Annotated in this window: 37 protein-coding genes; 3 read left to right on the top strand and 34 right to left on the bottom strand. The window is 59.4% G+C overall.

Annotated elements, in window-relative coordinates; translation table 11 throughout:
- Positions 1 to 9: 9 nt before the first annotated feature.
- From IM739_RS10955 to IM739_RS10945, 3 genes are all read right to left on the bottom strand, one after another.
- On the bottom strand, positions 10 to 438 hold the full coding sequence (locus IM739_RS10955) for a VOC family protein (RefSeq protein ID WP_237367806.1): 429 nt from the start codon (positions 436 to 438) through the stop codon (positions 10 to 12).
- 167 nt (positions 439 to 605) lie between these two features.
- Complete coding sequence (gene ilvD / locus IM739_RS10950) at positions 606 to 2,441, bottom strand: dihydroxy-acid dehydratase (RefSeq protein WP_237367805.1); 1,836 nt, start codon at positions 2,439 to 2,441, stop codon at positions 606 to 608.
- A 420-nt stretch (positions 2,442 to 2,861) separates the two neighbouring features.
- Positions 2,862 to 3,065 carry a DUF1059 domain-containing protein gene (locus tag IM739_RS10945; RefSeq protein ID WP_237367804.1) on the bottom strand — a complete coding sequence of 68 codons (204 nt, stop codon included), beginning with the start codon at positions 3,063 to 3,065 and terminating at the stop codon, positions 2,862 to 2,864.
- Between the two features lie 456 nt (positions 3,066 to 3,521).
- Between IM739_RS10945 and msrP the strand changes: the two genes are divergently transcribed.
- Positions 3,522 to 4,469: a protein-methionine-sulfoxide reductase catalytic subunit MsrP gene (gene msrP, locus IM739_RS10940; RefSeq protein ID WP_237367803.1), complete on the top strand. Its 948-nt coding sequence runs from the start codon at positions 3,522 to 3,524 to the stop codon at positions 4,467 to 4,469.
- 2 nt (positions 4,470 to 4,471) lie between these two features.
- Positions 4,472 to 5,116, top strand: coding sequence for a protein-methionine-sulfoxide reductase heme-binding subunit MsrQ (gene msrQ, locus IM739_RS10935; protein WP_237367802.1), 645 nt, complete (start codon positions 4,472 to 4,474; stop codon positions 5,114 to 5,116).
- Positions 5,117 to 5,163: 47 nt separating this feature from the next.
- On the opposite strand, the gene IM739_RS10930 is transcribed toward msrQ, so the two are convergent.
- The gene (locus IM739_RS10930; protein WP_237367801.1) at positions 5,164 to 5,583 is read right to left on the bottom strand and encodes a ribosomal maturation YjgA family protein; all 420 of its coding nucleotides are present in this window, start codon (positions 5,581 to 5,583) and stop codon (positions 5,164 to 5,166) included.
- A gap of 55 nt (positions 5,584 to 5,638) precedes the next feature.
- Between IM739_RS10930 and IM739_RS10925 the strand changes: the two genes are divergently transcribed.
- Positions 5,639 to 6,511, top strand: coding sequence for a DUF817 domain-containing protein (locus IM739_RS10925; protein ID WP_442981039.1), 873 nt, complete (start codon positions 5,639 to 5,641; stop codon positions 6,509 to 6,511).
- Positions 6,512 to 6,571: 60 nt separating this feature from the next.
- Here the strand turns inward: IM739_RS10925 and IM739_RS10920 are convergent, their stop codons facing one another.
- From IM739_RS10920 to fusA, 30 genes are all read right to left on the bottom strand, one after another.
- Positions 6,572 to 7,150, bottom strand: a complete 579-nt coding sequence (locus IM739_RS10920) for a DoxX family protein (protein WP_237367800.1) — start codon at positions 7,148 to 7,150, stop codon at positions 6,572 to 6,574.
- Positions 7,151 to 7,380: 230 nt separating this feature from the next.
- Positions 7,381 to 7,803 carry a 50S ribosomal protein L17 gene (gene rplQ, locus IM739_RS10915; protein WP_237367799.1) on the bottom strand — a complete coding sequence of 141 codons (423 nt, stop codon included), beginning with the start codon at positions 7,801 to 7,803 and terminating at the stop codon, positions 7,381 to 7,383.
- 116 nt (positions 7,804 to 7,919) lie between these two features.
- A complete protein-coding gene (locus tag IM739_RS10910; RefSeq protein WP_007598337.1) occupies positions 7,920 to 8,930 on the bottom strand; it encodes a DNA-directed RNA polymerase subunit alpha in 1,011 nt (336 codons plus the stop codon).
- Positions 8,931 to 9,030: 100 nt separating this feature from the next.
- Positions 9,031 to 9,420: a 30S ribosomal protein S11 gene (gene rpsK, locus IM739_RS10905; RefSeq protein WP_237367798.1), complete on the bottom strand. Its 390-nt coding sequence runs from the start codon at positions 9,418 to 9,420 to the stop codon at positions 9,031 to 9,033.
- Positions 9,421 to 9,546: 126 nt separating this feature from the next.
- Positions 9,547 to 9,915 carry a 30S ribosomal protein S13 gene (rpsM, locus tag IM739_RS10900; RefSeq protein WP_007598340.1) on the bottom strand — a complete coding sequence of 123 codons (369 nt, stop codon included), beginning with the start codon at positions 9,913 to 9,915 and terminating at the stop codon, positions 9,547 to 9,549.
- A gap of 230 nt (positions 9,916 to 10,145) precedes the next feature.
- Complete coding sequence (locus IM739_RS10895) at positions 10,146 to 10,796, bottom strand: adenylate kinase (protein ID WP_237367797.1); 651 nt, start codon at positions 10,794 to 10,796, stop codon at positions 10,146 to 10,148.
- On the bottom strand, positions 10,793 to 12,133 hold the full coding sequence (secY, locus tag IM739_RS10890) for a preprotein translocase subunit SecY (RefSeq protein WP_237367796.1): 1,341 nt from the start codon (positions 12,131 to 12,133) through the stop codon (positions 10,793 to 10,795). Before secY ends, IM739_RS10895 begins: the two co-directional genes overlap by 4 nt.
- A gap of 239 nt (positions 12,134 to 12,372) precedes the next feature.
- Positions 12,373 to 12,852, bottom strand: coding sequence for a 50S ribosomal protein L15 (gene rplO / locus IM739_RS10885; RefSeq protein WP_237367795.1), 480 nt, complete (start codon positions 12,850 to 12,852; stop codon positions 12,373 to 12,375).
- A 16-nt stretch (positions 12,853 to 12,868) separates the two neighbouring features.
- A complete protein-coding gene (gene rpmD / locus IM739_RS10880) occupies positions 12,869 to 13,078 on the bottom strand; it encodes a 50S ribosomal protein L30 (protein WP_007598359.1) in 210 nt (69 codons plus the stop codon).
- A 14-nt stretch (positions 13,079 to 13,092) separates the two neighbouring features.
- Positions 13,093 to 13,662 (bottom strand): 30S ribosomal protein S5, encoded by a 570-nt coding sequence (gene rpsE, locus IM739_RS10875; RefSeq protein WP_154720134.1) that lies wholly within the window; start codon positions 13,660 to 13,662, stop codon positions 13,093 to 13,095.
- A 143-nt stretch (positions 13,663 to 13,805) separates the two neighbouring features.
- Entirely contained in the window at positions 13,806 to 14,168 is a 363-nt protein-coding gene (rplR, locus tag IM739_RS10870; RefSeq protein WP_007598363.1) for a 50S ribosomal protein L18, read from the bottom strand.
- Between the two features lie 12 nt (positions 14,169 to 14,180).
- A complete protein-coding gene (gene rplF / locus IM739_RS10865; RefSeq protein ID WP_237367794.1) occupies positions 14,181 to 14,714 on the bottom strand; it encodes a 50S ribosomal protein L6 in 534 nt (177 codons plus the stop codon).
- A gap of 42 nt (positions 14,715 to 14,756) precedes the next feature.
- Positions 14,757 to 15,155, bottom strand: a complete 399-nt coding sequence (gene rpsH / locus IM739_RS10860; RefSeq protein WP_007598367.1) for a 30S ribosomal protein S8 — start codon at positions 15,153 to 15,155, stop codon at positions 14,757 to 14,759.
- A 12-nt stretch (positions 15,156 to 15,167) separates the two neighbouring features.
- Positions 15,168 to 15,473 (bottom strand): 30S ribosomal protein S14, encoded by a 306-nt coding sequence (gene rpsN, locus IM739_RS10855; RefSeq protein ID WP_237367793.1) that lies wholly within the window; start codon positions 15,471 to 15,473, stop codon positions 15,168 to 15,170.
- Positions 15,474 to 15,506: 33 nt separating this feature from the next.
- Positions 15,507 to 16,064, bottom strand: a complete 558-nt coding sequence (gene rplE, locus IM739_RS10850; protein WP_237367792.1) for a 50S ribosomal protein L5 — start codon at positions 16,062 to 16,064, stop codon at positions 15,507 to 15,509.
- Complete coding sequence (gene rplX, locus IM739_RS10845) at positions 16,057 to 16,365, bottom strand: 50S ribosomal protein L24 (RefSeq protein ID WP_237367791.1); 309 nt, start codon at positions 16,363 to 16,365, stop codon at positions 16,057 to 16,059. The genes rplE and rplX overlap by 8 nt, the downstream gene beginning before the upstream one ends.
- A gap of 13 nt (positions 16,366 to 16,378) precedes the next feature.
- Complete coding sequence (rplN, locus tag IM739_RS10840; RefSeq protein WP_003495199.1) at positions 16,379 to 16,747, bottom strand: 50S ribosomal protein L14; 369 nt, start codon at positions 16,745 to 16,747, stop codon at positions 16,379 to 16,381.
- Between the two features lie 230 nt (positions 16,748 to 16,977).
- On the bottom strand, positions 16,978 to 17,214 hold the full coding sequence (gene rpsQ / locus IM739_RS10835; RefSeq protein ID WP_009109530.1) for a 30S ribosomal protein S17: 237 nt from the start codon (positions 17,212 to 17,214) through the stop codon (positions 16,978 to 16,980).
- Positions 17,215 to 17,228: 14 nt separating this feature from the next.
- A complete protein-coding gene (gene rpmC / locus IM739_RS10830; protein WP_009109531.1) occupies positions 17,229 to 17,429 on the bottom strand; it encodes a 50S ribosomal protein L29 in 201 nt (66 codons plus the stop codon).
- An 11-nt stretch (positions 17,430 to 17,440) separates the two neighbouring features.
- The gene (rplP, locus tag IM739_RS10825) at positions 17,441 to 17,854 is read right to left on the bottom strand and encodes a 50S ribosomal protein L16 (protein WP_009109534.1); all 414 of its coding nucleotides are present in this window, start codon (positions 17,852 to 17,854) and stop codon (positions 17,441 to 17,443) included.
- 37 nt (positions 17,855 to 17,891) lie between these two features.
- Positions 17,892 to 18,614: a 30S ribosomal protein S3 gene (gene rpsC / locus IM739_RS10820; protein ID WP_009109536.1), complete on the bottom strand. Its 723-nt coding sequence runs from the start codon at positions 18,612 to 18,614 to the stop codon at positions 17,892 to 17,894.
- Positions 18,614 to 19,003, bottom strand: a complete 390-nt coding sequence (rplV, locus tag IM739_RS10815; protein WP_009109538.1) for a 50S ribosomal protein L22 — start codon at positions 19,001 to 19,003, stop codon at positions 18,614 to 18,616. Before rplV ends, rpsC begins: the two co-directional genes overlap by 1 nt.
- 2 nt (positions 19,004 to 19,005) lie before the next feature.
- Positions 19,006 to 19,284 (bottom strand): 30S ribosomal protein S19, encoded by a 279-nt coding sequence (rpsS, locus tag IM739_RS10810; RefSeq protein WP_054158102.1) that lies wholly within the window; start codon positions 19,282 to 19,284, stop codon positions 19,006 to 19,008.
- Between the two features lie 16 nt (positions 19,285 to 19,300).
- Positions 19,301 to 20,137 carry a 50S ribosomal protein L2 gene (gene rplB / locus IM739_RS10805; RefSeq protein WP_237367790.1) on the bottom strand — a complete coding sequence of 279 codons (837 nt, stop codon included), beginning with the start codon at positions 20,135 to 20,137 and terminating at the stop codon, positions 19,301 to 19,303.
- Between the two features lie 17 nt (positions 20,138 to 20,154).
- Positions 20,155 to 20,448 (bottom strand): 50S ribosomal protein L23, encoded by a 294-nt coding sequence (locus IM739_RS10800; protein ID WP_237367789.1) that lies wholly within the window; start codon positions 20,446 to 20,448, stop codon positions 20,155 to 20,157.
- On the bottom strand, positions 20,445 to 21,065 hold the full coding sequence (gene rplD, locus IM739_RS10795; RefSeq protein ID WP_237367788.1) for a 50S ribosomal protein L4: 621 nt from the start codon (positions 21,063 to 21,065) through the stop codon (positions 20,445 to 20,447). The genes IM739_RS10800 and rplD overlap by 4 nt, the downstream gene beginning before the upstream one ends.
- Before the next feature lie 13 nt (positions 21,066 to 21,078).
- A complete protein-coding gene (rplC, locus tag IM739_RS10790; protein WP_009109909.1) occupies positions 21,079 to 21,717 on the bottom strand; it encodes a 50S ribosomal protein L3 in 639 nt (212 codons plus the stop codon).
- A 176-nt stretch (positions 21,718 to 21,893) separates the two neighbouring features.
- Positions 21,894 to 22,202 (bottom strand): 30S ribosomal protein S10, encoded by a 309-nt coding sequence (rpsJ, locus tag IM739_RS10785; RefSeq protein WP_009109911.1) that lies wholly within the window; start codon positions 22,200 to 22,202, stop codon positions 21,894 to 21,896.
- A gap of 253 nt (positions 22,203 to 22,455) precedes the next feature.
- Positions 22,456 to 23,631 (bottom strand): elongation factor Tu, encoded by a 1,176-nt coding sequence (gene tuf / locus IM739_RS10780; protein WP_237367781.1) that lies wholly within the window; start codon positions 23,629 to 23,631, stop codon positions 22,456 to 22,458.
- A gap of 71 nt (positions 23,632 to 23,702) precedes the next feature.
- A complete protein-coding gene (gene fusA / locus IM739_RS10775; protein WP_237367787.1) occupies positions 23,703 to 25,802 on the bottom strand; it encodes an elongation factor G in 2,100 nt (699 codons plus the stop codon).
- Positions 25,803 to 25,833 lie beyond the last annotated feature (31 nt).

The raw sequence follows: 25,833 nt of genomic DNA, 5'->3' as shown, positions 1-25,833 counted from the left end.
GGGTAGTCGTCAGCCTCGGCCGTCGGGATATTCGGCTGGGCCCTTGATCTCGATCGTGTTGCCGAAGGGGTCCTTGACGTAGAAGGAATGGCCCATGCCGCGGGCGCCGCCATGCATGGCCTCGCGGTCGATGGCAACGCCGTGGCGGGCGAGATGGGCGCGCAACTCATCGTGGTCGAAGGGGCCGGTGGCGATGCAGACGTGATCGACATTGCGACCGCCGGCGACTGGTGGCGCGGCCTTTTGACCTCCGGGATGGGTGATGTCCCACAGAACGATCAGCGCATTGCCGCACCAGACCTGCTCCATGCCAAGGGCCGGATAGGAATAGCCGGGCCGGCAGCCGAGCACGTCATGATAGAAGCTGAGCGCGCTCTCCATGTCGTTGACGATAAAGACGACGTGGTCGATGCCGACGAGACTGAAGGGAACGGTCATGGCGGGTCCGGCTGATCGAGGGACTGGACTGGGCATTCAGCGGCTTCAGCCAGCGCGATCTTTCGGGGACGAGCGAAGTGCACGCGGGCTGGCGAAGGCGGGAGATAAAAAGGTGAGAGATACGTGGCGGGAGGCGGCAAACCGCCACCCGCGTGATCTGCGACGCCTTATTCCGGCAGGATGCGCACGGCGCCCTTGTCGGCGGAGGCGGCAAAGGCGGCATAGGCCTTCAGCGCCGTGGTGACATTGCGCTTGCGTGGCGCTTCCGGCTTCCAGCCCTTGGCATCCTGCTCGAGACGACGACGCTCGAGTTCGGCCGGATCGACAGCGAGATTGATCGTGCGGTTCGGGATGTCGATCTCGATCCGGTCGCCTTCGCGCACCAGGCCGATGGCACCACCTTGTGCCGCTTCCGGCGAGGCATGGCCGATGGAGAGACCGGACGTGCCGCCGGAGAAACGGCCGTCAGTGATCAGGGCGCAGGCCTTGCCGAGGCCCTTCGACTTCAGATAGCTGGTCGGGTAGAGCATTTCCTGCATGCCCGGGCCGCCCTTCGGGCCCTCGTAGCGGATGACGACGACGTCGCCGGCCTTGACCTCGTTGGCAAGGATCGCCTTGACCGAAGCATCCTGGCTTTCGAAAACGCGGGCCGGGCCGGCAAACTTCAGGATCGATTCATCAACGCCCGCCGTCTTCACGATGCAGCCATCGAGCGCGATGTTGCCGTAGAGCACCGCCAGGCCGCCATCCTTGGAGAATGGCTTTTCGACCGAGCGGATGACGCCCTTTTCGCTGTCGGTGTCGAGTTCGTCCCAGCGCGAGGACTGGGAGAAGGCGACCTGGGTCGGCACGCCGCCGGGGGCTGCCTTGAAGAAGGTGCGCACGGTCTCGGAATTGGTGCGGGTGATGTCCCAGCGGTTGATGGCATCGCCGAGCGTCGGCTCATGTACCGTCTTGCAGTCGGTGTTGAGCAGGCCGCCGCGCTCGAGTTCGCCGAGGATGCGCATGATGCCGCCGGCGCGGTGTACGTCTTCCATGTGCACGTCCTGCTTGGCGGGTGCCACCTTGGACAGGCATGGAACGCGACGCGACAGCTTGTCGATGTCGTCCATGGTGAAATCGACGCCGCCTTCGTAAGCCGCCGCGAGGATGTGCAGGACGGTATTGGTCGAGCCGCCCATGGCGATATCGAGCGCCATGGCGTTCTCGAAGGCTTCCTTCGTCGCGATGTTGCGCGGCAGGACGCTCGTGTCATCCTGCTCGTAATAGCGGCGGGCGAGATCGACGATCAGGTGGCCGGCCTCGACGAACAGGCGGCGGCGGTCGGAATGGGTGGCGAGCGTCGAGCCGTTGCCGGGCAGCGACAGGCCGAGCGCCTCGGTCAGGCAATTCATCGAGTTTGCGGTAAACATGCCGGAGCAGGAACCGCAGGTCGGACAGGCCGACCGTTCGATGACCGCGACATCCTCGTCGGAGATCTTGTCGTCGGCGGCTGCCACCATCGCATCGACCAGATCAAGCGCGACGGTCTTGCCATGCATGACGACCTTGCCGGCTTCCATCGGACCGCCGGAGACGAAGACGGCCGGGATGTTGAGGCGCATGGCGGCGTTCAGCATGCCGGGGGTGATCTTGTCGCAGTTGGAGATGCAGACCATGGCGTCGGCACAGTGGGCATTGACCATGTATTCCACCGAGTCGGCGATGATCTCGCGCGACGGCAGCGAATAGAGCATGCCGTCATGGCCCATGGCGATGCCGTCATCGACGGCGATGGTGTTGAATTCCTTGGCAACGCCGCCGGCCGCTTCGATTTCACGGGCAACGAGTTGGCCGAGATCCTTCAGGTGTACATGGCCCGGAACGAACTGGGTGAAGGAATTGACGACGGCGATGATCGGCTTGCCGAAATCGCTGTCCTTCATACCGGTGGCGCGCCAAAGGCCGCGCGCGCCCGCCATGTTGCGGCCGTGGGTCGTGGTTCTCGAACGATAGACTGGCATCGGTGTTACCTCGGATTTCTTCTTTCGCGCGGGCATGTCGTTGAACGCGTCCGGGAAAAAGGCCGCAACACGCCCGCTTTTGACACCGTAGGTAACGGATCGGGCACGGACTGTCACTATCGGCTACCGGCAATTCGGTACGGTCGAGGATAACAGCTCGACGGCGCCTGCACCAGCCGAACCGGCGCGGGCCACAAGGAACCAGCCCCGGCTGCGCCTGCGATTTCGCCAACGGCTGCTGCCGCTCGGGCGGCTGCCCTGCGACCAGCCGATGGTTCTGCAGCCGCATGGCACGGTCTTCCCTGGCGGAAAATGTGGCCACCAGCCTACCCGCCCTGCCGAACGGATCCTCTTTGCTGCCTGTCCCTAAACGCCTGTCTCTTTGCGCCAGTCTCTTTGCGCCTGGCATTTCGCTTCCAGTCAGGCGACCTTGCGGCGCGCGTCCATCTCGTGGACGGCCTTTCTGAGTTCGGCCCGGAAAGCCGGACTGTCGTGTTCGCCGTGAACCGATACCGCATGGGCGACCGCCGCATTGATCAGCTCATCCGTGTCGTCCGCGGATATGGCGATGGTGCATTTCATTTCGCTTGGAAATTCACGGCAATCGATAAATTTGCGTGTCATCTTTGCCTCCCTAGCAAGTCCGTCGAACAGATTGGCAAACCGATTGGCAGACCGACCGGGCGGACGGCGGGATTTTACGCCCATCGCCCCGGGCCGACAAACGGCAAATGCATGGGCGCGAGGTTTGAGGATCGATTGTGCCGGGGAATGCAACCGCAGACATTGCCGCGCACCGCCGCTCCGCGCCTGGCGTGTCGATCACATCCAGCGACACCCTGTAGCGAAGGCGGCATGTGCGGCAACAGGGCAGTAACCGGCAGGCACGAGGCGTCCAAAGACAGATGGATACCGACGATATGCGCGCGAGCGTTTTCTTACAGTCGAGGCAAACAATTCCGTACACAAAATTGTTTTTGGCCGTGTGCTTTTCCAAAGGGTGAAACTCTGTTTTCCTATTCTGCGTCTCCTATGTCATCTGTCATCGGATATGCCGATCAGGAGCGAAAAGAGGTTACCATGTCGCGCTACCGTCCGCCGAAGATCGCCTCGAGCGACATCACCCCCAAGGGGCTCTATCTCAACCGCCGCAGCCTGATGGGACTGGCGGCCGGCGGGATTGCAGCGGCTGCCGCGCCCGGCGCCTTTGCCGAGGCGCTGAAGGTTGCGCCCAGCGCCTACAAGGTCGACGCAAAGCTGACGTCGAAGACCGATGTGACGACCTACAACAATTTCTACGAATTCGGGACCGGCAAGGAAGATCCGTCGAGAAATGCCGGCTCGCTGAACACCCGTCCCTGGACGATCGAGGTCGGCGGGCTGGTGGCCAAGCCGCAGGTGATCGACATCGAAACGATCATGCGCGACTACACGATGGAAGAGCGGGTCTACCGGATGCGCTGCGTCGAGGCCTGGTCGATGGTGATCCCATGGGCCGGTTTTCCGCTGTCTGCCCTTCTCGACAAGGTCGAGCCGCTCGGCTCGGCGAAATATGTCGCCTTCGAAACGCTGGTCCGGCCGGAGGAAATGCAGGGCCAGGCCGGCATTTTCCAGGCGCTCAACTGGCCCTATGTCGAGGGGCTTCGTCTTGACGAGGCCCGGCATCCGCTGACGCTCATGGCGACCGGCCTCTATGGCGAAACCCTGCCGAACCAGAACGGCGCGCCGATCCGGCTGGTGGTGCCGTGGAAATACGGCTTCAAGGGGATCAAGTCGATCGTCAAGATCACTCTGACCGAGCAAGAGCCACCGTCGACCTGGAACCAGTTGCAGGCTTCGGAATACGGGTTTTATGCCAACGTCAATCCGGCGGTCGACCATCCGCGCTGGAGCCAGGCGACCGAGCGGCGGATCGGCGAGGCCGATGGCCTGTTCGGCGGCGCGCGCGTCGATACCCTGCCCTTCAACGGCTATGCCGACGAGGTCGCCAGCCTCTATGCCGGCATGGACCTAACGAAGTTCTACTGACCATGGCAAGCCTTGCACTTCCGGCCCGTTACAAGCCGGCTTCGCTCTGGGCGCTCTATGCGCTCGGGCTGATGCCCGGTCTCTACGCCTTCTATCTCGGCATTTTCGGCGGCCTTGGCGCCGACCCGGTGCGCAGCTTCGAGCACCTGCTTGGGCTCTGGGCGCTCAGGTTCCTCTGTCTCGGACTGGCGGTCACGCCGATCCGCGACCTGTTAGGCTATAACCTTATTAGCTACAGGCGCGCGCTCGGACTTCTCGCCTTCTACTATGTGCTGGCGCATTTCACCGTCTACCTGACGCTGGACCGCGGCCTGATCCTCTCGTCGATCGCCGGCGACATCCTCAAGCGGCCGTATATCATGCTGGGCATGGCCGGACTGATCATGCTGATCCCGCTGGCAGCGACCTCGAACAAATGGTCGATCAAGCGGCTCGGGCCACGCTGGAACCAGCTGCATAAGCTTGCCTATGCGATCCTGTTCGTGGCAGTGCTGCACTATGCGCTATCGCTGAAGGCAATCACCGGCGAGCCGGCGTTTTATATTGCGGTGGTGACGATCTTGTTGGGTTATAGGTTGGTGCGGCCGAAGCTGATGGAGCGCAGGCGGGCGAAGCGGATGGCTGAGGCAGTTGAGGGCAGCCGGTAACGGACCCTGCAAGCCCCCCCCCGGCACCGCGCATCGGCGCGCAAGCATCACTCAGCGCGTTGCCTAAGTGTCAGCAGTTGCCGTTCGATCAGCGCGGCGGCGGCAATGCCGATCAGATAGGCCAGGATATTCCAGACCGAAAAAATCCGGCCAAGCAGCAGCGCACCCGCCAATGTCAGGCGGAATTCGTCGAGCCATGGCGCATGATAGAGGCGGCTGAATTCAGTGGCTGCGGCAATCACAGAGGCAATCATGGCAACCCGACCGAGCGGCTGACCGACGAACAGCACCGCGAGGAGCCAGAAGACCATCATGCCCCAGAGCAGCGAACCGCCGTATTTGACCAGCAGGAACGGCAGGCCGATCTCGTAGCCGGCAAGCCGCAGCACCAGGCCACAGACGATGACGAAAGCCGAGATCGCCAATCGGCGCCAGCGTATGGTTGTGCTTGCCTTGATTTTGTCCATGCCGTCTCTGTAGTTAAGCCGGACCAGAAGGCAACCGGAATCAGGCGGCGCAATCATGACGACAGCTTTCGACGGACAGGCCGGCTTTCTCGAAGCTCTCGACCGACGACTGATGGACAATGCGGCCTCACCCGCCCTGACCGGCATCCGGCGTTTCCTTGTCGAATTCCTGTTCTTCGGTATCAAGGAGGCGCGGGCCTGCCTATTTGCAGGCCTGTTCTTCATCTCGATCTTCGTGGTTCCGCGCGAAGGCCTTTTCGGCCTACCACGCTACGACATGCTGCTGGTGATCGCCATCATCATTCAGACGGCCATGGTCTGGACCAGGCTGGAGACCCTGGACGAATTGAAGGCGATCTGCCTCTTCCATCTGGTCGGTTTCGCGCTCGAGGTGTTCAAGACCTCGGGTAGCATACAGTCATGGTCCTACCCGGATTTCGCCTATACCAAACTTCTCGGCGTACCCCTGTTTTCCGGCTTCATGTACGCGGCCGTCGGCAGCTATATCATCCAGGCATGGCGTCTCTTCGATCTCAGGATCCGCCACCATCCGCCCTACTGGATGGCGACGGCGGTTGCGCTCGCCATCTATGTCAATTTCTTCACGCATCACTATATCGGCGACTATCGCTGGTATGTGGCGGCACTCGCCGTCGGCCTCTACGCCCGCACCACGGTAATCTTCCGTCCCTACGACCGCGACCGGCAGATGCCGATGCTACTCGCCTTCATCCTGATCGGCTTCTTCATCTGGATTGCCGAGAACATCAGCACCTTCTTTGCCATCTGGCACTATCCCAACCAGCTCGGCGCCTGGTCGACCGTGCATCTGGGGAAATGGAGCTCCTGGACGCTTCTGGTGATCATGACCTTCACCATCGTTGCGTCGCTCAAACACATTCGCGAAAAGATCCATATTCCGCAGTGAAGCTCAGCCAAGCAAAAGCCCGGATGATCGCTCACCCGGGCTTTTGCATCGTGAACCTATCTAGAACTGCTTCTTGAACAGCAGTCGATCAAGCGATACGCAGCCGCCGCCGAAAGCAGCAAACAGGAAGGCACCGCCGGTCCAGAAGAGCGAAGCGAGCTCTGCCTTTCCCTGAACCTGATGCAGGAACTTGGTACCGCCGTCGCCAAGCCTCGCCAGCGCTTCCGGCGTGAACAACTCGCCTCCTGCCTTCAGCGCATCGATACCGGCCTGGGTCAAGAAAGCATCCGGATAGGGGTTGCTGAAGTGATACCAGAGGGTAATCGCCAGCATAACGCCATTGGCGAGTGCGGCCGGCCGCGTGAAAAGGCCAAGCGCGATCAACAGGCCACCAAAGACCTGCAGGACGGCGAGCATCGGCGACCAGAGCCAGCCGGGATAGAAACCGAGATTCTCGACAAATCCGACCTGGGCCATCGGCGCCATGATCTTTGGCCACCCCTCGACGAGCAGCATCCCGCCGACAGCCAGACGGAAGAGGCTCCAGGCCATGGGCTGGGCGAGCCGGTCGTAAAAGCCGCTGAGCGGTGGAATGATGAGACGATCTTTATCGTTGCTGAAAATGGCTGCGTAAAACATGTGATGCCTCGTATTCATCGATATTGCGATGGATCGGAGGCTAGTGTCAGCGCGGTGAAACTGCTTGACGCAGGTCAAGCGAGCCAGCCTGCAGTCGCTGATTTCAGGATCGTTTCGTTCAACTTTTTGTGTGAGACGGAACAGGGCGAGAATTTGACGGTCCAACGCAAAAGAGCCGGGTGATCGCTCACCCGGCTCTTTTGTCATCCATCCCTTGCGGGAGATAAATATTATGCGGCTTCAGCAGCAGCTTCGGCGGCGACGCGGGCCTTGTCGGCTGCGCCCTTGGCATCGACGTCGCGCTCAACGAACTCGACAACGGCCATGGCGGCGTTGTCGCCGAGACGGTAGCCGGCCTTCATGATGCGCAGGTAGCCGCCGTTGCGGGTAGCGTAGCGGGTTGCGATCGCGTCGAACAGCTTGGCAACAACGGCCACGTCACGGATCTGCGAGATTGCCTGGCGGCGAGCGTGCAGGTCGCCCTTCTTGCCGAGGGTCACGAGCTTTTCTACGATCGGGCGAATTTCCTTCGCCTTCGGCAGAGTGGTGACGATCTGCTCATGCAGGATGAGCGAAGCAGCCATGTTGGCGAACATCGCCTTACGGTGGCTGGCGGTACGGTTCAGCTTGCGGCCGGCTTTCTGGTGGCGCATTGCTATTCTCCTTTAAGTGCAGGCTCTGTCTCAGAGGCTGCCGTTTCCTGACACATACAGGCATGCGCCTGCAGTTTGACGGGGAAAGGCAGATTTAGAGGCTGCCTTCACTGTTATTAATATTGGTCTTCGTAACGCTTTGCGAGATCTTCGATGTTCTCTGGCGGCCAGGCCGGTACTTCCATACCGAGGTGCAGGCCCATGGAAGCGAGAACTTCCTTGATTTCGTTCAGCGACTTGCGGCCAAAGTTCGGCGTGCGCAGCATTTCAGCCTCGGTCTTCTGGATCAGATCGCCGATGTACACGATGTTGTCGTTCTTCAGGCAGTTTGCCGAGCGGACAGACAGTTCGAGTTCATCGACCTTCTTGAGAAGAGCCGGGTTGAATGCCAGTTCGGTAACCGATTCCTCTTCGACTTCCTTCTGCGGTTCGTCGAAGTTGACGAAGACGCCGAGCTGGTCCTGAAGGATACGGGCGGCGAAGGCGACTGCGTCTTCACCGGTAACCGAACCGTCGGTCTCGATGGTCATGGACAGCTTGTCGTAGTCGAGAACCTGGCCTTCACGGGTGTTTTCCACCTTGTAGGACACTTTCTTGACCGGCGAGTAGAGGCTGTCGACCGGGATAAGGCCGATCGGTGCATCTTCTGCGCGGTTACGATCAGCCGGGACATAACCCTTGCCGTTGTTGACCGTGAACTCCATACGGATCTCGGCGCCCTCGTCGAGCGTGCAGATCACGTGGTTCGGGTTCAGGATCTCGATGTCGCCAACAGTCTGAATGTCACCGGCGGTAACGACGCCCGGACCCTGCTTGCGAACGACCATGCGCTTGGCATCGTCGCCGTCCATCTTGATGGCGATTTCCTTGATGTTCAAAACGATATCGGTCACGTCTTCGCGGACGCCCGGGATCGAAGAGAACTCATGCAGAACGCCGTCGATCTGAACAGCCGTAACAGCAGCACCGCGCAGCGACGACAAGAGAACGCGACGCAGAGCGTTGCCGAGCGTCAGGCCGAAGCCACGCTCGAGCGGTTCTGCAACCAGCGTTGCCTTGGTGCGGCCAGACGAGGTGAACTCCACCTTGTTCGGCTTGATCAGTTCCTGCCAATTCTTCTGGATCATGATTTTACCTTCCGTTCGTCGTCACCATCCAATCGTGACGACCGAGCATGAGAAGCACCGGGAACGCGGATGAAACGCGTTCCCGGCAAACGAATAATGATCAGACGCGACGCTTCTTGCGCGGACGGCAACCATTGTGCGGGATCGGCGTCACGTCGCGGATGGACGTGATCATGAAGCCGGCAGCCTGGAGGGCGCGCAGAGCGGATTCACGACCGGAACCCGGGCCGCAAACTTCCACTTCGAGAGACTTCATGCCGTGTTCCTGAGCCTTCTTGGCGCAGTCTTCAGCAGCGATCTGAGCAGCAAACGGGGTCGACTTGCGCGAACCCTTGAAGCCCTTCGCACCAGCAGACGACCAGGCAATTGCATTGCCCTGCGCGTCGGTGATGGTGATCATGGTGTTGTTGAAGGTCGAGTTGACGTGTGCGACACCCGACGAGATATTCTTGCGTTCGCGACGGCGAATGCGTGCGACTTCCTTGGCCATGGTATTCCTTTCGTTGATCTTAGCACCGCCGTAATTCCAGCGGCTCCACCAATCGAGCCAATAGGCCAAAGGCCTTCGGCAATAGAGATCTATCGCCCAAGGCCTTCAAACCGATCGGCTCGAAAATTACTTCTTCTTACCAGCGATCGCCTTCGCCGGACCCTTGCGGGTGCGGGCGTTGGTGTGCGTACGCTGACCGCGGACCGGAAGGCCGCGGCGATGACGCAGACCGCGGTAGCAGCCCAGGTCCATCAGACGCTTGATGTTCATCGAGTTTTCGCGACGCAGGTCACCTTCGACCTGGTAATCGCGGTCGATGGTTTCGCGGATTGCCAAAACTTCAGCATCCGTGAGCTGGTGAACGCGACGTTCAGCCGGAATACCGACCTTCTCGACGATCTCCTGTGCGAATTTCGTGCCGATCCCGTGAATATACGTCAGCGCAATAACTACGCGCTTCGCGGTCGGGATGTTGACGCCAGCGATACGTGCCACGCCTATTCTCCTTGCGTTCCAGTTGCCATCCGGCAAGTGGTGTCTCGTTACACGGCCCCCACGGAGCCGCAATTACAAATCCGGTTCTCAACAGTCAAAACGATCGAACCCGGTCTTCCGTCTTCTGGAAGAACGCGCCGATCGCTTCAATGTCGCGAGTTGGCGCGGTCTTTAGCGGAATCGGTCGACAAAAGCAACCGGCCCCGCGAAGATTCTTAATCTCTCAGGCCTTACAGGCCCGCGAGAATGGCGTCGATTTCCGCAGTCACGGTATCGATCTCAGCCATGCCGTCCACCGAATGCAGCTTGCCCTTGGCATAATAGTAACCAAGCAGCGGTGCCGTTTCCTTGTAATAGGCCGACATGCGCGTGCGCACGGTTTCGGCGTTATCGTCCGGACGACGCTTGAAGTGGGTGGAGCCGCACTTGTCGCAGACCCCCTCAACCTTCGGCTTCAGATTGGTGTCGTGGTAACCGGCGCCACAATTGGCACAGGTATAACGACCGGCAACGCGATCGGCCAGAACGACGTCATCCACCTTGATCTCGATGACCGCCGACAGGTCGAGGCCCTTGGCGCTCAGCATCGATTCGGTGGCATCGGCCTGCACCAGAGTGCGGGGAAAGCCATCGAGGATGAAACCCTTCGAACAATCCGGGGCGTCGATGCGCTCAGAGACGATCGCGATCACGATATCGTCGGAGACCAGCTTGCCGGCATCCATGACGGCCTTGGCGCGCTTTCCGACTTCCGTGCCTGCGGACACCGCCGCCCGCAGCATATCGCCCGTGGAGAGCTGCGGAATGCCATGCTTCTCCACGATCCGCTGGGCTTGGGTCCCCTTACCTGCGCCCGGCGGTCCTAATAGAATCAGTCTCATCGTCCCCTCTTTCCTCCACGCAACTTCGACTTCTTGATCAGGCCTTCATATTGCTGCGCGATCAGATGTCCCTGAATCTGTGCTACAGTATCAAGGGTGACGCTGACAACAATCAAAAGCGATGTACCACCAAGGGCTAATGGCACGCCGGTCTGCGCGACGAGGATTTCGGGAAGAATACAAACCACGACGAGGTAAAGCGCACCGACCACGGTGATCCGGGTCAGAACGTAGTCGATGTACTCAGCCGTACGGTCGCCAGGGCGAATGCCCGGAATGAAGCCGCCATGCTTCTTCAGGTTGTCGGCCGTGTCCTTCGGATTGAAGACGATGGCCGTGTAGAAGAAGGCGAAGAAGGCGATCAGGCCGGCATACATCATCATGTAGATCGGATGACCATGGGTCAGGGCAGCAACGATGGTCGTTGCCCAACCCGGAAGCTGGGCATTGCCGGCAAAGCCAGCAGCCGTTGCCGGCAGGAGCAGCAGCGAGGATGCGAAGATCGCCGGGATGACGCCTGCAGTGTTCAGCTTGAGCGGCAGGTGCGAGGTATCGCCCTGGAACATGCGGTTGCCGACCTGGCGCTTCGGATACTGGATCAGAAGGCGACGCTGGGCGCGCTCGACGAAGACGATCAGGGCGATCGCCGCGATCGCGACAACGATGACGGTCAGGATCAGCGCGGTCGACAGGGCGCCGGTGCGGCCAAGATCGAGCGTGTGGGCGAGAGCCGTCGGCAGACCGGCGGCAATGCCGGCGAAAATGATCAGCGAAATGCCGTTGCCGATACCGCGCGAGGTGATCTGTTCACCGAGCCACATCAGGAACATCGTGCCGCCGAGCAGCGTCAGGACCGTCGAAACGCGGAAGAACCAGCCCGCATCGGCAACAAGCCCCTGCCCGCTCTCGAGGCCGACGGCAATGCCGTAGGCCTGCAGAGCGCCGAGCAGCACCGTACCGTAACGGGTGTACTGGTTGATGATCTTGCGGCCCTGTTCACCCTCTTTCTTGAGGTTTTCCAGCGCCGGCACGACCGAGGTCATGAGCTGGACGATGATCGAGGCCGAGATGTAGGGCATGATCCCGAGGGCGAAGATCGCCATGCGCTCAACGGCGCCACCGGAAAACATGTTGAAGAGGCCGAGGATACCACCCGACTGGCCCTGGAAGGCCGCGGCATAGGCCTCCGGATTGAGGCCAGGCAGCGGAATATGCGTGCCAAGGCGATAGACCAGCAAGGCGGCCAGAGTGAACCAGAGGCGCTTCTTCAGATCTTCCGCCTTGGCGAAAGTCGAGAAGTTGAGGTTCGAGGCCAGTTGTTCCGCTGCAGAAGCCATAAAATTCTCCGCAAACCATGATCGGCAATGCTCATGCACCGACCGCAGGCTGTTCGTTCAAACTGCTTTTAAGAAAACAGGCGCGTGGGAGAAGTTGCCGAGCAACTGCATGCCTCACACTCTTGCCTTCCAGTACTTCCCGGAAGACGAAACAACGTCATTCCGTCCTGGGATCGTGAGGCTCACATATGGGAGCAAAATCGCCCGGTGTGAAGCACCCCGGGCGATTGTTTCGTCACTTATTCAGCGGCTTTTGCAGCTGCTTCGAGCAGCTTGATAGAACCGCCGGCCTTTTCGATCTTCTCGACAGCGACCTTGGACGCGCCGGCAACTTCGAAAGTTACCTTCGTCGTCAGTTCGCCACCAGACAGGATACGAACGCCGTCCTTCAGGCGACGGATAACACCGGCTGCTTTGAGGGATGCTGCGTCAACCGTTGCCTTCGCATCGAGCTTGCCGGCATCAATCGCCTGCTGAACGCGGCCGAGCGATACGGTCACATATTCAGATGCGAAGATGTTGTTGAAGCCACGCTTCGGCAGGCGACGGTAGATAGGCATCTGACCGCCTTCGAAGCCGTTGACGGCAACGCCAGAACGGGCCTTCTGACCCTTGACGCCGCGACCACCGGTCTTGCCCTTGCCAGAGCCGATACCGCGACCTACGCGGATACGGTCCTTGGTTGCGCCTTCGTTGTCTTTGATTTCATTCAGTTTCATGATGGTATCCTCCGTCTCACTTCTCGTCGACGACGCGAACGAGATGCTGGACAGCACGGATCATACCGCGAACCGAAGGAGTATCCTCCAGCGTGCGAACCCGGTGCATCTTGTTGAGGCCCAGACCGACCAGCGTCGCGCGCTGGACTGCCGGACGGCGAATTGGGCTGCCGATCTGTTCGACCGTAACCGTCTTTGCTTCAGTCTTCTTCGTAGCCTTGGCCATGGATCAGACTCCTCTTATTCTTCAGACGCATTGCCGGAAGCGGCACGGCGAGCCTGGAGCGTGGCGAATTTCAGGCCGCGCTGAGCTGCAATGTCCTTCGGATGCACCTGGTGCTTCAGGGCGTCGAATGTGGCGCGAACCATGTTGTACGGGTTCGAAGAGCCGGTCGACTTGGCGACGACGTCATGCATGCCGAGCGTTTCGAAGACAGCGCGCATCGGGCCGCCTGCGATGATGCCGGTACCAGCCTTGGCAGAGCGCAGCAAAACCTTGCCGGCGCCATGACGGCCGTTGACGTCGTGATGCAGCGTACGGCCGTCACGCAGCGGAACGAAGATCAGTTCGCGCTTGGCGGCTTCCGTTGCCTTGCGGATCGCTTCCGGCACTTCGCGTGCCTTGCCGTGGCCGAAACCAACGCGACCCTTCTGGTCACCAACGACGACGAGGGCTGCAAAACCGAAACGACGGCCGCCCTTCACTACCTTGGCGACGCGGTTGATTGCGACCAGCTTGTCAACAAACTCGCTATCGCGCTCTTCACGGTTCTGGCGATCATCGCGCGAACCACGCTTTTCTTGTGCCATTGTCCTTTTCCTTTTTCTTTTCCGGGTGCAATCGGCAGATTACTAAAATTCCACCCTGCCCTGTTCGGGCATGGGTGCGAATCCGGGAGTGACCGGCTTAAAGCCGGAAATCCGCCCGAGCACAAGCCCGGGCGGAGATTTCATTAGAAGTTCAGACCACCTTCGCGGGCTGCCTCGGCCAAAGCCTTGATGCGGCCGTGATAGATGAAGGCGCCGCGGTCGAATACGACATCCTTGACGCCAGCCTTGACAGCGCGTTCTGCAACGAGCTTGCCAACGGCGGCAGCTGCTGCAACATCGGCGCCGGTCTTCAGGCCGGTCTTCAGGCCGCCGTCGAGCGTCGAGGCAGCCGCGAGGGTCTTGCCAGCGACATCGTCGATGATCTGAGCGTAGATGTTCTTCGACGAGCGATGTACCGACAGACGCGGACGGCCATTGGCCACCGCCTTGATCTGACGCCGTACGCGGTTGGCACGACGAACAAGTGCTTCTTTTCTGCTTGCCATTTCGCGCGTTCCTTACTTCTTCTTGCCTTCTTTGCGGACAATCCGCTCTTCGGCATACTTAACACCCTTGCCCTTGTAAGGCTCGGGTCCGCGATATTCGCGGATTTCAGCGGCGACCTGGCCGACCTGCTGCTTGTTGATGCCGGAGATGACGATTTCAGTCGGCTTCGGAACAGCGATCGAGATACCGACCGGCGGTTCGTAGACAACGTCGTGGCTGAAGCCGAGCGCCAGCTGCAGGTTCTTGCCCTGCAGAGATGCGCGGTAACCAACGCCGTTGATCTCGAGCTTGCGCTCGTAACCGTCCTTGACGCCCTTGAAGATGTTTTCGATCATCGTGCGGGACATGCCCCACTTCGAACGAGCATCCTTGGACTGGTTGATCGGCTGGACGACAACAGCGTTGTCCTCGAGCGTCACGGAGACTTCGTCATTGGCGACGAAGAAGAGTTCGCCCTTGGGGCCCTTTGCAGTTACTTTCTGGCCTTCAACCGAGGCCGTGATCCCTGCAGGAACCTGAACGGGCTTTTTACCGATACGAGACATTTTAAAATCCTGTCTGTTCGCTAGGGAGATCCTTGCTCAGCCTTAGAAGACCGAGCAAAGAACCTCGCCACCAACATTCTGTTCGCGAGCCTGGTGATCGGCCATTACACCCTTCGGAGTCGAAAGGATCGTAATGCCGAGGCCGTTCGCGACCTGCGGGATGGACTTAACCGAGACATAAACTCGGCGGCCCGGCTTGGAGACACGGCCGATTTCGCGGATGACCGAAGCACCTTCGTAGTACTTCAGTTCAATCTGCAGCTCGGACTTGCCATTACCGTAATCGACCTGGGAATAGCCGCGGATGTAACCTTCGGCCTGCAGGACATCGAGAACGCGTGCGCGCAGGTTCGAGGCCGGTGTGTTCACCGAGCTCTTGCGGCGTGCGGCGCCATTGCGGATTCGGGTGAGCATATCGCCCAACGGATCAGTCATCGTCATTTGCCCGTCTCCTTACCAGCTCGACTTGACAATGCCCGGCACCTTGCCGGAATTGCCCAGTTCGCGAAGTGCGATACGCGACATACCAAGCTTGCGATAGAACGCACGCGGGCGGCCAGTCACTTCGCAACGGTTGCGAACGCGGGTCTTGGAGCCATCGCGCGGCAGATCCGCGAGCTTCAGTGTTGCCTTGAACCGATCTTCAATCGAGAGCGACTGGTTCATGATGATCGCCTTCAGCACGGCCCGCTTAGCGGCATGCTGACCGACCAACTTGCGGCGGCGCTTGTTCTTTTCAACTGCGCTTGTCTTCGCCATATGGAAGTTCCTCTTCTACGCTCGTCGTTACGGTTATGTACGGAACGGGAAGTTGAACTCTTTCAAAAGAGCCCGTGCTTCGTCGTCCGTCGGCGCCGTCGTGCAAACGATGATGTCCATGCCCCACATCTGATCAACCTTATCGTAGTTGATCTCAGGGAACACAATGTGCTCCTTGATGCCCATGGCGAAGTTGCCACGGCCGTCAAAGCTCTTCGGGTTCAAGCCCCGGAAGTCGCGAACGCGCGGAAGCGCGATATTGATCAGGCGGTCCAGGAATTCGTACATGCGGGCGCCACGAAGAGTGACCTTCGCGCCGATCGGCATGAATTCGCGAACCTTGAAGCCTGCGATGGAGTTGCGCGCCTTGGTGATGACCGGCTTCTGGCCGGCGATCGCTGCCAGGTCCGCAGCTGCCACTGATGGCTTCTTCGAATCGGCGGTTGCTTCACCAACGCCCATGTTGATGACGATCTTGTCCAGCTTGGGGATCATCATCTCGTTGCCGTAGGAGAACTGCTCCTGCATCGCTGCGCGAATGCGGGAAACGTATTCAGCCTTGAGCCGCGGCTCGTACTTGGACTCAGCCATCGATCACATCCCCCGAACGCTTGGCCACACGCACCTTCTTGCCGTCGACGACGGAGAAACCAACGCGGGTCGGCTTGCCGTCCTTGCCGACGATGGCAATGTTGGACAGGTGAATGGAGGCTTCCTTGTTGATGATGCCAGCTTCCTGCGTCTGAGACTGACGCTGGTGGCGCTTCACCATGTTGATACCACGCACAAATGCGCGATCTTCTTTCGGCAGAACCTGCAGGACTTCGCCAGTGCGGCCCTTGTCCTTGCCGGAGAGTACGACAACGCTGTCGCCTTTGCGGATCTTATTCATCGCTTCCCGCTCCTTACAGTACTTCTGGAGCCAGCGAGATGATCTTCATGTGGTTCTTGGCGCGAAGTTCGCGCGGAACCGGTCCGAAGATACGGGTGCCGATCGGCTCTTTCTTGTTGTCGATAAGAACAGCAGCGTTGTTATCGAATCGAATGACGCTGCCGTCAGCGCGACGGATGTCCTTGGCGGTACGAACAACAACCGCCTTCATCACGTCACCCTTTTTCACGCGGCCGCGCGGGATGGCTTCCTTGATCGAGACGACGATAATATCGCCGACCGAAGCGTACTTGCGCTTGGAGCCGCCCAGCACCTTGATGCACATGACACGACGTGCGCCGGAATTATCCGCGACGTCGAGGTTAGTCTGCATCTGAATCATGTCAGGTCGCCTTCTTGTTGTAACCGAGACGGTTGGGCGCGAGCCCCCTATTCCGGCTTATGGTAAATTTCGACTGTGCGCGGGAAGATAAATACAGGGTGGTTTCCCATACGGGACCTTCCGTGCGCTCAAAGCAAAAGAACGCCCGATTCCGAGCGTTCCTGCGCCAATGGCCTGCTTCATACAGAATTCTGCGCAAGGTGCAAGCCCCTGCGCAGAAACTCCGCAAATTAAGCCTGGGCGGCGATAACCGTCCAGGTCTTGTCCTTGGAGATCGGTGCGCATTCCTCGATGGAAACGACGTCACCGGTCTTGTACTGATTGTTCTCGTCATGCGCCTTGTACTTCTTCGACCGGCGAACGGTCTTCTGAAGCAGCGGATGGGCAAAACGACGCTCGACGCGGACCACGATGGTCTTGTCGTTCTTGTCGCTGACGACGACGCCCTGCAGAATGCGTTTAGGCATATTATTCTGGTCCTTTAGGCCTTGGCTTCTGCCGCCTTCTGGCGGGCAATGGTTTTCACGCGGGCGATGTCCTTCCGGACTTCGTTGACGCGGGAGGACTTTTCAAGCTGGCCGGTCGCCTTCTGGAAGCGCAGGTTGAACTGCTCCTTCTTCAGCTTGGCAAGCTCGTCATTCAATTGATCGGCGCTCATGGCGCGGACGTCTGCGGCTTTCATGAACCTGATCCTTACTCTGCAATGCGCTGAACGAAGCGCGTCTTGACCGAGAGCTTGGCAGAGCCGAGACGAAGCGCTTCGCGCGCGATTTCCTCGGATACACCGTCGATCTCGAACATCATACGGCCGGGCTTGACCTTGCAGGCCCAGTATTCAACCGAACCCTTACCCTTACCCATACGCACTTCGGTCGGCTTGGCAGTGACCGGAACGTCGGGGAATACCCGGATCCATACACGACCTGCGCGCTTCATGTAGCGGGTGATCGCACGACGAGCAGCTTCAATCTCGCGGGCGTTGACGCGGTTCGGCTCAAGAGACTTGAGACCGAACTCGCCGAATGCCAGGTCGAAACCGCCCTTGGCAACACCCTTGATGCGGCCCTTGAACTGCTTGCGGTACTTAGTACGCTTTGGCTGCAACATTTTCTTATTCTCCGAACTTATCTTTCGCCAGCGCTAATCAAGCGTTCTCGCGGCGACGGTCGCCACGTTCACGGCTTGCCGGACCCTGCGCATCGCCTTCCATCGCACGGCGCTCGGAGGCCATCGGATCGTGCTCAAGGATTTCGCCCTTGAAGATCCAGACCTTGACGCCGCAGATGCCGTATGCGGTTTCGGCTTCAGCCGTACCGTAATCGATGTCTGCACGCAGGGTATGAAGTGGCACGCGGCCTTCGCGGTACCATTCGGTACGCGCGATTTCCGCACCACCAAGACGGCCGGCGCAAGTGATCTTGATGCCTTCGGCACCGAGACGCATTGCCGACTGAACGGCGCGCTTCATAGCGCGACGGAATGCAATACGGCGCTCGAGCTGCTGGGTGATCGACTGGGCAACGAGCGTTGCGTCGACTTCCGGCTTGCGCACTTCAACGATGTTGAGATGCGTCTCGGAGTTCGTCATCGACGAGATCTTCTTGCGAAGCTTCTCGATGTCTGCACCCTTCTTGCCGATGATCAGACCCGGGCGAGCCGAGTGGATCGTGACGCGGCACTTCTTGTGCGGACGCTCGATGACGACCTTGGCGATACCAGCCTGCTTCAGCTCTTCCATCAGGTAAGCGCGGATCTTCAGGTCTTCGTGGAGCAGCTTGCCGTATTCGGCATTGTCGGCGAACCAACGGCTGTCCCAAGTGCGGTTAATGCCGAGGCGGAAACCGATTGGATTGATTTTCTGACCCATTATGCGGCCTCCACTTTGGCTTCGACTTCGCGCACCACGATGGTGAGGTGCGAGAACGGCTTTTCGATGCGCGATGCGCGGCCGCGGCCACGAGCGTGGAAACGCTTCATGACGATCGACTTGCCAACGTAGGCTTCGGCGACAACCAGCTGGTCGACGTCGAGGTCATGGTTGTTCTCGGCGTTTGCAATCGCAGATTCGAGCGTCTTCTTGACGGTCGCTGCGATACGCTTGCGGGAGAATTCCAGGTCAGCGAGAGCGCGCTCTACCTTCTTGCCGCGGATCAGCGCGGCAACCAGGTTGAGCTTCTGAGGGCTGACGCGCAGCGTACGTGCTACGGCCTGCGCCTCATTGTCCTTGAGCCGGCGTTCGGCTTTTGCCTTGCCCATGATTACTTCCTCTTCGCCTTCTTGTCCGCGCCGTGACCATAGTAGGTACGGGTCGGAGCGAATTCACCGAACTTGTGGCCGACCATGTCTTCGTTGACGTTGACCGGAATATGCTTGCTGCCGTTGTAAACACCGAAAGTGAGGCCCACGAACTGCGGCAAGATGGTGGAGCGACGGCTCCACATCTTGATAACTTCACTGCGGCCGCCTTCGCGAACCTTCTCAGCCTTCTTGAGAAGATAGCCGTCTACAAACGGGCCTTTCCATACTGAACGAGCCATTTCTGACTAACCTCTCTTACTTCTTCTTCAGGTGGCGCGAGCGCATGATGAACTTGTCGGTCGACTTGTTCGAACGAGTCCGCTTGCCCTTGGTCGGCTTGCCCCATGGGGATACCGGGTGACGACCACCGGACGTGCGGCCTTCACCACCGCCGTGCGGGTGGTCGACCGGGTTCATGACGACGCCGCGGTTATGCGGGGTCTTGCCGCGCCAGCGGGTGCGACCCGCCTTGCCATCGTTGATGTTGCCGTGGTCCGGGTTGGAAACGGCGCCGATGGTTGCCAGGCACGAGCCAGGCACCAGACGCTGTTCGCCGGAATTCAGGCGAAGGATTGCCATGCCGGCATCGCGGCCGACCAGCTGAACATAGGTGCCTGCAGAGCGGGCGATCTGACCGCCCTTGCCGGGCTTCATTTCGACGTTGTGCACGATCGAACCAACCGGGATCGACTGCAGCGGCATGGCGTTGCCAGGCTTGACGTCAACGGCCTTTTCAGACGCTATGACCTTGTCGCCGGCAGCAAGGCGCTGCGGAGCCAGGATGTAAGCCTGTTCGCCGTCGGTGTAGGTCACCAGGGCGATGAAGGCGGTGCGGTTCGGGTCGTATTCCAGACGCTCGACCGTGCCTTCAACTTCAAACTTGCGACGCTTGAAGTCGATCAGACGGTAGGTGCGCTTGTGACCGCCGCCGATGAAGCGGGCAGTGATACGGCCGAGGTTGTTACGACCGCCGCTCTTGGAGAGACCTTCGGTCAGAGCCTTTACCGGCTTGCCCTTGTGGAGGCCCGAGCGGTCGACGATGACCAGCTGGCGCTGGCTCGGCGTGGTCGGGTTAAAGCTTTTCAATGCCATTGTTCTTGTTCCCTAGCTCAGACGCCCGTCGACACGTCGATGGACTGACCTTCGGCAAGCGTGATGATCGCCTTCTTGACGTCCTTCTGCTTGCCGGCGAAGCCGCGGAAACGCTTGGTCTTGCCCTTGCGGAGCAGCGTATTGACGGCGGTAACCTTGACACCAAAGAGCGCTTCGACAGCAGCCTTGATTTCCGGCTTGCTGGCACCCTTGGCGACGTTGAAGACGACCTGGTTGAATTCGGAAACCGTGGTCGACTTTTCGGTGATCGACGGAGACACGATCACATCGTAGTGGCGAAGATCAGTCATTTGAACCGCTCCTCCAGAGCTTCAACCGCAGCCTTGGACAGCACGAGCTTGCCACGACGCAGGATGTCATAAACGTTGATGCCTTGAACCGGCAGAACATCGATGTTCGGGATGTTTGCGGCAGCGAGCTTGAAGTTGCTGTCGATTTCGGCGCCGCCGATGACGAGAGCATTGGTGAGGCCGAGCAGCTCGAAAGTGCCGACGAGCGTCTTGGTCTTTGCTTCAGCAGAGATCAGCTGATCGACGATGATCAGATCTTCCGACTTCAGCTTGGCCGAGAGGGCGTGACGCAGAGCAAGAGCACGAACCTTCTTCGGCAGGTCATGGGCGTGGCTGCGAACAACCGGGCCATGAGCCTTGCCACCGCCGCGGAACTGCGGGGCGCGAGCCGAATGGTGACGAGCACGACCGGTGCCCTTCTGCTTGTACATCTTGGCGCCGGTACGGGAAACTTCCGCACGGGTCTTTGCCTTGTGTGTGCCCTGACGCTTGTTGGCAAGCTGCCAACGGATCATGCGAGCAATGATATCCTCGCGCGGGTCGAGGCCGAAAATGTCGTCCGACAGAGAAACCTTGCCGGCGTCTTTGCCCTCGAGGGTCTTGACGTTCAATTCCATTGGTTTGGCTCCCTTACTTCGCCGACTTGACGGCGTCGCGCACGATGATCCAGGAACCCTTGGAACCGGGAACGGCGCCCTTCACAAGGATAAGACCGCGATCTTCATCGGTCGAAACGACTTCGAGATTCTGGGTGGTGACGCGGGTCTGACCCATGTGACCAGCCATGCGCTTGCCCTTCCAGACGCGGCCTGGATCCTGGTTGGAACCGGTCGAACCGTGCGAACGGTGCGATACGGACACGCCGTGCGTCGCACGCAGACCACCGAAGTTGTGGCGCTTCATGGCACCAGCAAAACCCTTACCGATGGTCGTGCCCGTGACGTCGACCAGCTGGCCGGCTTCAAAATGGCCTGCCGTGAGCTGTGCGCCAACGTCGATCATGTTGTCTTCCGACACGCGGAATTCAACGAGCTTAGCCTTCGGCTCGACGCTTGCTGCGGCGAAATGGCCGCGCAGGCCCTTCGACGTATTCTTGACCTTGGAGTTACCGGCACCGAGCTGAAGCGCTACGTAGCCGTTCTTTTCAACAGTGCGCTGAGCAACGACTTGTACGTTGTCCATACGCAGAACTGTTACCGGGATATGCTCGCCGGCGTCGTTGTAGACGCGCGTCATTCCCACTTTCTGTGCAATCACACCTGAACGCATTGGTTCATTCCTCTTGAGAGTCGCTTCAGGATCCTTTGAGAGATCCCTCGCCCGCCTCTTTGTTTAAGGATTCCACTCAAGCCCTTCCGAGCCATCGGGTTTCCCGTTTCGAGAAGTCGTTGGCAGGTCTTGCCACGTACCTTCCTTGTTATTTCGGCTCTCGCCGGAATTTCATCTTAGAGCTTGATCTCTACGTCGACGCCGGCAGCCAGGTCGAGCTTCATCAAAGCGTCAACGGTCTGCGGGGTAGGATCAACGATATCAAGCAGGCGCTTGTGAGTGCGCATCTCAAACTGTTCGCGGCTCTTCTTATCGACGTGCGGCGAACGGTTAACAGTGAATTTTTCAATTCGGGTCGGGAGCGGTACCGGACCGCGGACGCTTGCACCTGTGCGCTTTGCCGTCTGCACGATTTCGCGCGTGGAGGCATCGAGAACCCGGTGATCAAACGCTTTAAGGCGGATGCGGATATTCTGGCCGTTCATTCGACTTGTCCTTGTTTTTACTTGCGTCCCGCATGCGCAGAGACAGTGAATTACCAATTACGGCCGGCCCCTAATTTTCAAAAATCACAGGGACACCGTGAGGGTGTCCCTGTCACTTATCTACTGAGGTGCCCTGCCGCCCAAAACCATTTTCAGGTTTCGTGAATACAGCGCTAGAATCGCACGATGCAATCACCGTACGATTCTGATTGTGGTCGGCGACATACACCGTCGCCGACTATTCGTCAATCGATTACTCGATGATCGAGGCAACGATGCCGGCGCCGACGGTACGGCCGCCTTCGCGGATTGCGAAGCGCAGCTTTTCTTCCATCGCGATCGGAACGATCAGCTCAACCTGAACCGTGACGTTGTCGCCAGGCATAACCATTTCCGTGCCTTCCGGAAGCGACACGATGCCGGTCACGTCCGTCGTGCGGAAGTAGAACTGCGGACGGTAGTTCGTGAAGAACGGCGTATGACGGCCGCCTTCTTCCTTCGTCAGGATGTAGGCTTCTGCCATGAACTTCTTGTGCGGCTTGACCGAACCCGGCTTGCACAGGATCTGACCACGCTCGACGTCGTCACGCTGAATACCACGAACCAGCGCACCGATGTTGTCGCCAGCCTGGCCCTGATCGAGCAGCTTGCGGAACATTTCAACGCCCGTAACCGTCGTCTTCTTGGTGGCGCGGATGCCGACGAACTCGACTTCTTCACCAACCTTGACGATGCCACGCTCGACGCGGCCGGTCACAACCGTACCACGACCCGAGATCGAGAACACGTCTTCGATCGGCATCAGGAACGGCTGGTCGATCGGACGCTCAGGCGTCGGGATGTATTCGTCAACAGCCGCCATCAGCGCGCGCACGGCGTCTTCGCCGATCGTCTTGTTGCTGTCGTTCAGGGCGGCAAGAGCCGAACCCTTGACGAACGGAATGTCGTCGCCCGGGAAGTCGTAGGACGACAGAAGTTCGCGAACTTCCAGTTCGACCAGTTCCAGCAGTTCTTCGTCGTCGACCTGGTCAACCTTGTTGAGGAAGACAACGATCGCCGGAACGCCAACCTGACGGGCGAGCAGGATGTGCTCGCGGGTCTGCGGCATCGGGCCGTCGGCAGCCGAGCAAACCAGGATCGCGCCGTCCATCTGGGCAGCACCGGTGATCATGTTCTTGACGTAGTCGGCGTGGCCGGGGCAGTCAACGTGCGCGTAGTGGCGGTTCGGCGTCTCATACTCGACGTGTGCCGTCGAGATGGTGATGCCACGTGCCTTTTCTTCCGGAGCGGCGTCGATCTGATCGTAGGCCTTGAATTCACCGAAATACTTGGTGATCGCAGCCGTCAGAGACGTCTTGCCGTGGTCGACGTGGCCGATCGTGCCGATGTTGACGTGCGGCTTGTTGCGTTCAAACTTACTCTTTGCCATTTTCGGCTCTCCATTCTTGATCCCGTTAAGGGGAATTCTGTCTATTTCTTAAAGGCTTTGGTGTGTTCCGGTCACTTCTGACCGGAATACTTTGCCTGGATTTCTGCAGCAACGTTGCTCGGGACCGGCGAATAGTGGTCGAACACCATCGAGTACTGTGCACGGCCCTGCGACATGGAGCGCAGGTTGTCGACGTACTTGAACATGTTGGCGAGCGGTACGTGAGCGTTGATCACGATCGCAATGCCGCGCTGTTCCTGGCCCTGGATCTGGCCACGACGGGAGTTCAGGTCACCGATGACGTCACCGACGTAATCTTCCGGCGTTACAACTTCGACCTTCATCATCGGCTCGAGGAGCTGAGCGCCAGCCTTCTTGGCTGCTTCACGGAAGCAGGCACGCGAGGCGATTTCGAAGGCGAGAACCGAGGAGTCAACGTCGTGATAAGCGCCGTCGATCAGGGTTGCCTTGACGCCGAGCATCGGGAAGCCAGCGAGCGGACCCGAAGACAGAACGCTTTCGATACCCTTCTGAACGCCCGGGATGTATTCCTTCGGAACAGCACCGCCGACGATCTTGGATTCGAACTTGAATTCGTCGCCTTCCGGGTTCGGTTCGAACACGAGCTTGACGCGCGCGAACTGACCGGTACCACCGGACTGCTTCTTGTGCGTGTAGTCTTCTTCGTGCTGACGCGTGATGGTTTCACGGTAGGCAACCTGCGGAGCACCGACGTTGGCTTCAACCTTGAACTCGCGACGCATACGGTCAACGAGAATGTCGAGGTGAAGTTCGCCCATGCCGGCGATGATCGTCTGGCCGGATTCCTGATCGGTCTTGACGCGGAAGGACGGGTCTTCAGCAGCCAGGCGGTTGAGCGCGAGGCCCATCTTTTCCTGGTCGCCCTTGGACTTCGGCTCGATCGCGATCTGGATGACCGGTTCCGGGAATTCCATGCGCTCGAGGATAACCGGCTTCAGCGGATCGCAGAGCGTGTCGCCAGTGGTGGTTTCCTTGAGACCTGCCAGAGCAACGATGTCGCCTGCGAAGGCTTCTTCGATGTCTTCACGGGAGTTCGAGTGCATCTGCAGCATGCGGCCGACGCGCTCGCGCTTGTCCTTGACCGTGTTCATGACCGAGACGCCCTTTTCGAGCTTGCCGGAATAGATACGGGCGAAGGTCAGCGAACCGACGAAGGGGTCGTTCATGATCTTGAAGGCGAGCATAGCAAGCGGCTCGCTGTCATCGGCATGACGCTCGATTTCGGCTTCGGTCTTGAAGTCGATGCCCTTGATCGCCGGAATGTCCAGCGGCGAAGGCAGGTATTCAACGACGGCGTCGAGCAAAGGCTGAACGCCCTTGTTCTTGAACGCGGTGCCGCAGAACATCGGATGGAACTTGACGTCGATGGTGCCGCGGCGAACGAGCGCACGGATCTTGTCGTTGTCCGGCATGACGCCGTTCAGGTAGTCTTCCATCGCCTGTTCGTCGATTTCGACAACCGTCTCGATCAGCTTTTCGCGATATTCGGCAGCCTTGTCCTTCAGGTCGTCCGGGATCTCGACAACATCCCAGGCAGCGCCGAGGGATTCATCGCGCCAGACGAGAGCGTTCATCTCGATCAGATCGACAACGCCCTTGAACTCGGTTTCTGCGCCGATCGGGAGCTGCATGACAACTGCGGTGGCGCCGAGACGGGTCTTGATCATCTCTACCGAGCGGTAGAAGTCCGCGCCGGTCTTGTCCATCTTGTTGCAGAAGATCATCCGCGGAACGTTGTACTTCTCAGCCTGACGCCAGACGGTTTCCGTCTGCGGCTCTACGCCGGCGTTGGCATCGAGAAGAGCAACCGCACCGTCGAGCACGCGCAGCGAGCGTTCGACTTCGATGGTGAAGTCAACGTGGCCGGGGGTGTCGATGATGTTGAAGCGACGCATCTTGCCGTCGCGACCCTTCCAGAAGGTCGTCGTGGCAGCAGACGTGATGGTGATACCGCGTTCCTGCTCCTGCTCCATCCAGTCCATCGTAGCAGCGCCGTCATGGACTTCGCCGATCTTGTGAGACTTACCGGTGTAGTAGAGGATGCGTTCGGTGGTCGTGGTCTTACCGGCGTCGATATGCGCCATGATACCGAAGTTGCGGTAGTCTTCGATTTTATATTCGCGAGCCATAATGGACTGCCTTTCAATATTCGATCGGTTC

Source organism: Rhizobium sp. SL42, from assembly GCF_021729845.1.
Taxonomy (GTDB): domain Bacteria; phylum Pseudomonadota; class Alphaproteobacteria; order Rhizobiales; family Rhizobiaceae; genus Allorhizobium.
Note: the sequence above shows the minus strand (reverse complement) of the source record. Positions and strands in the feature narration are given on the sequence as shown.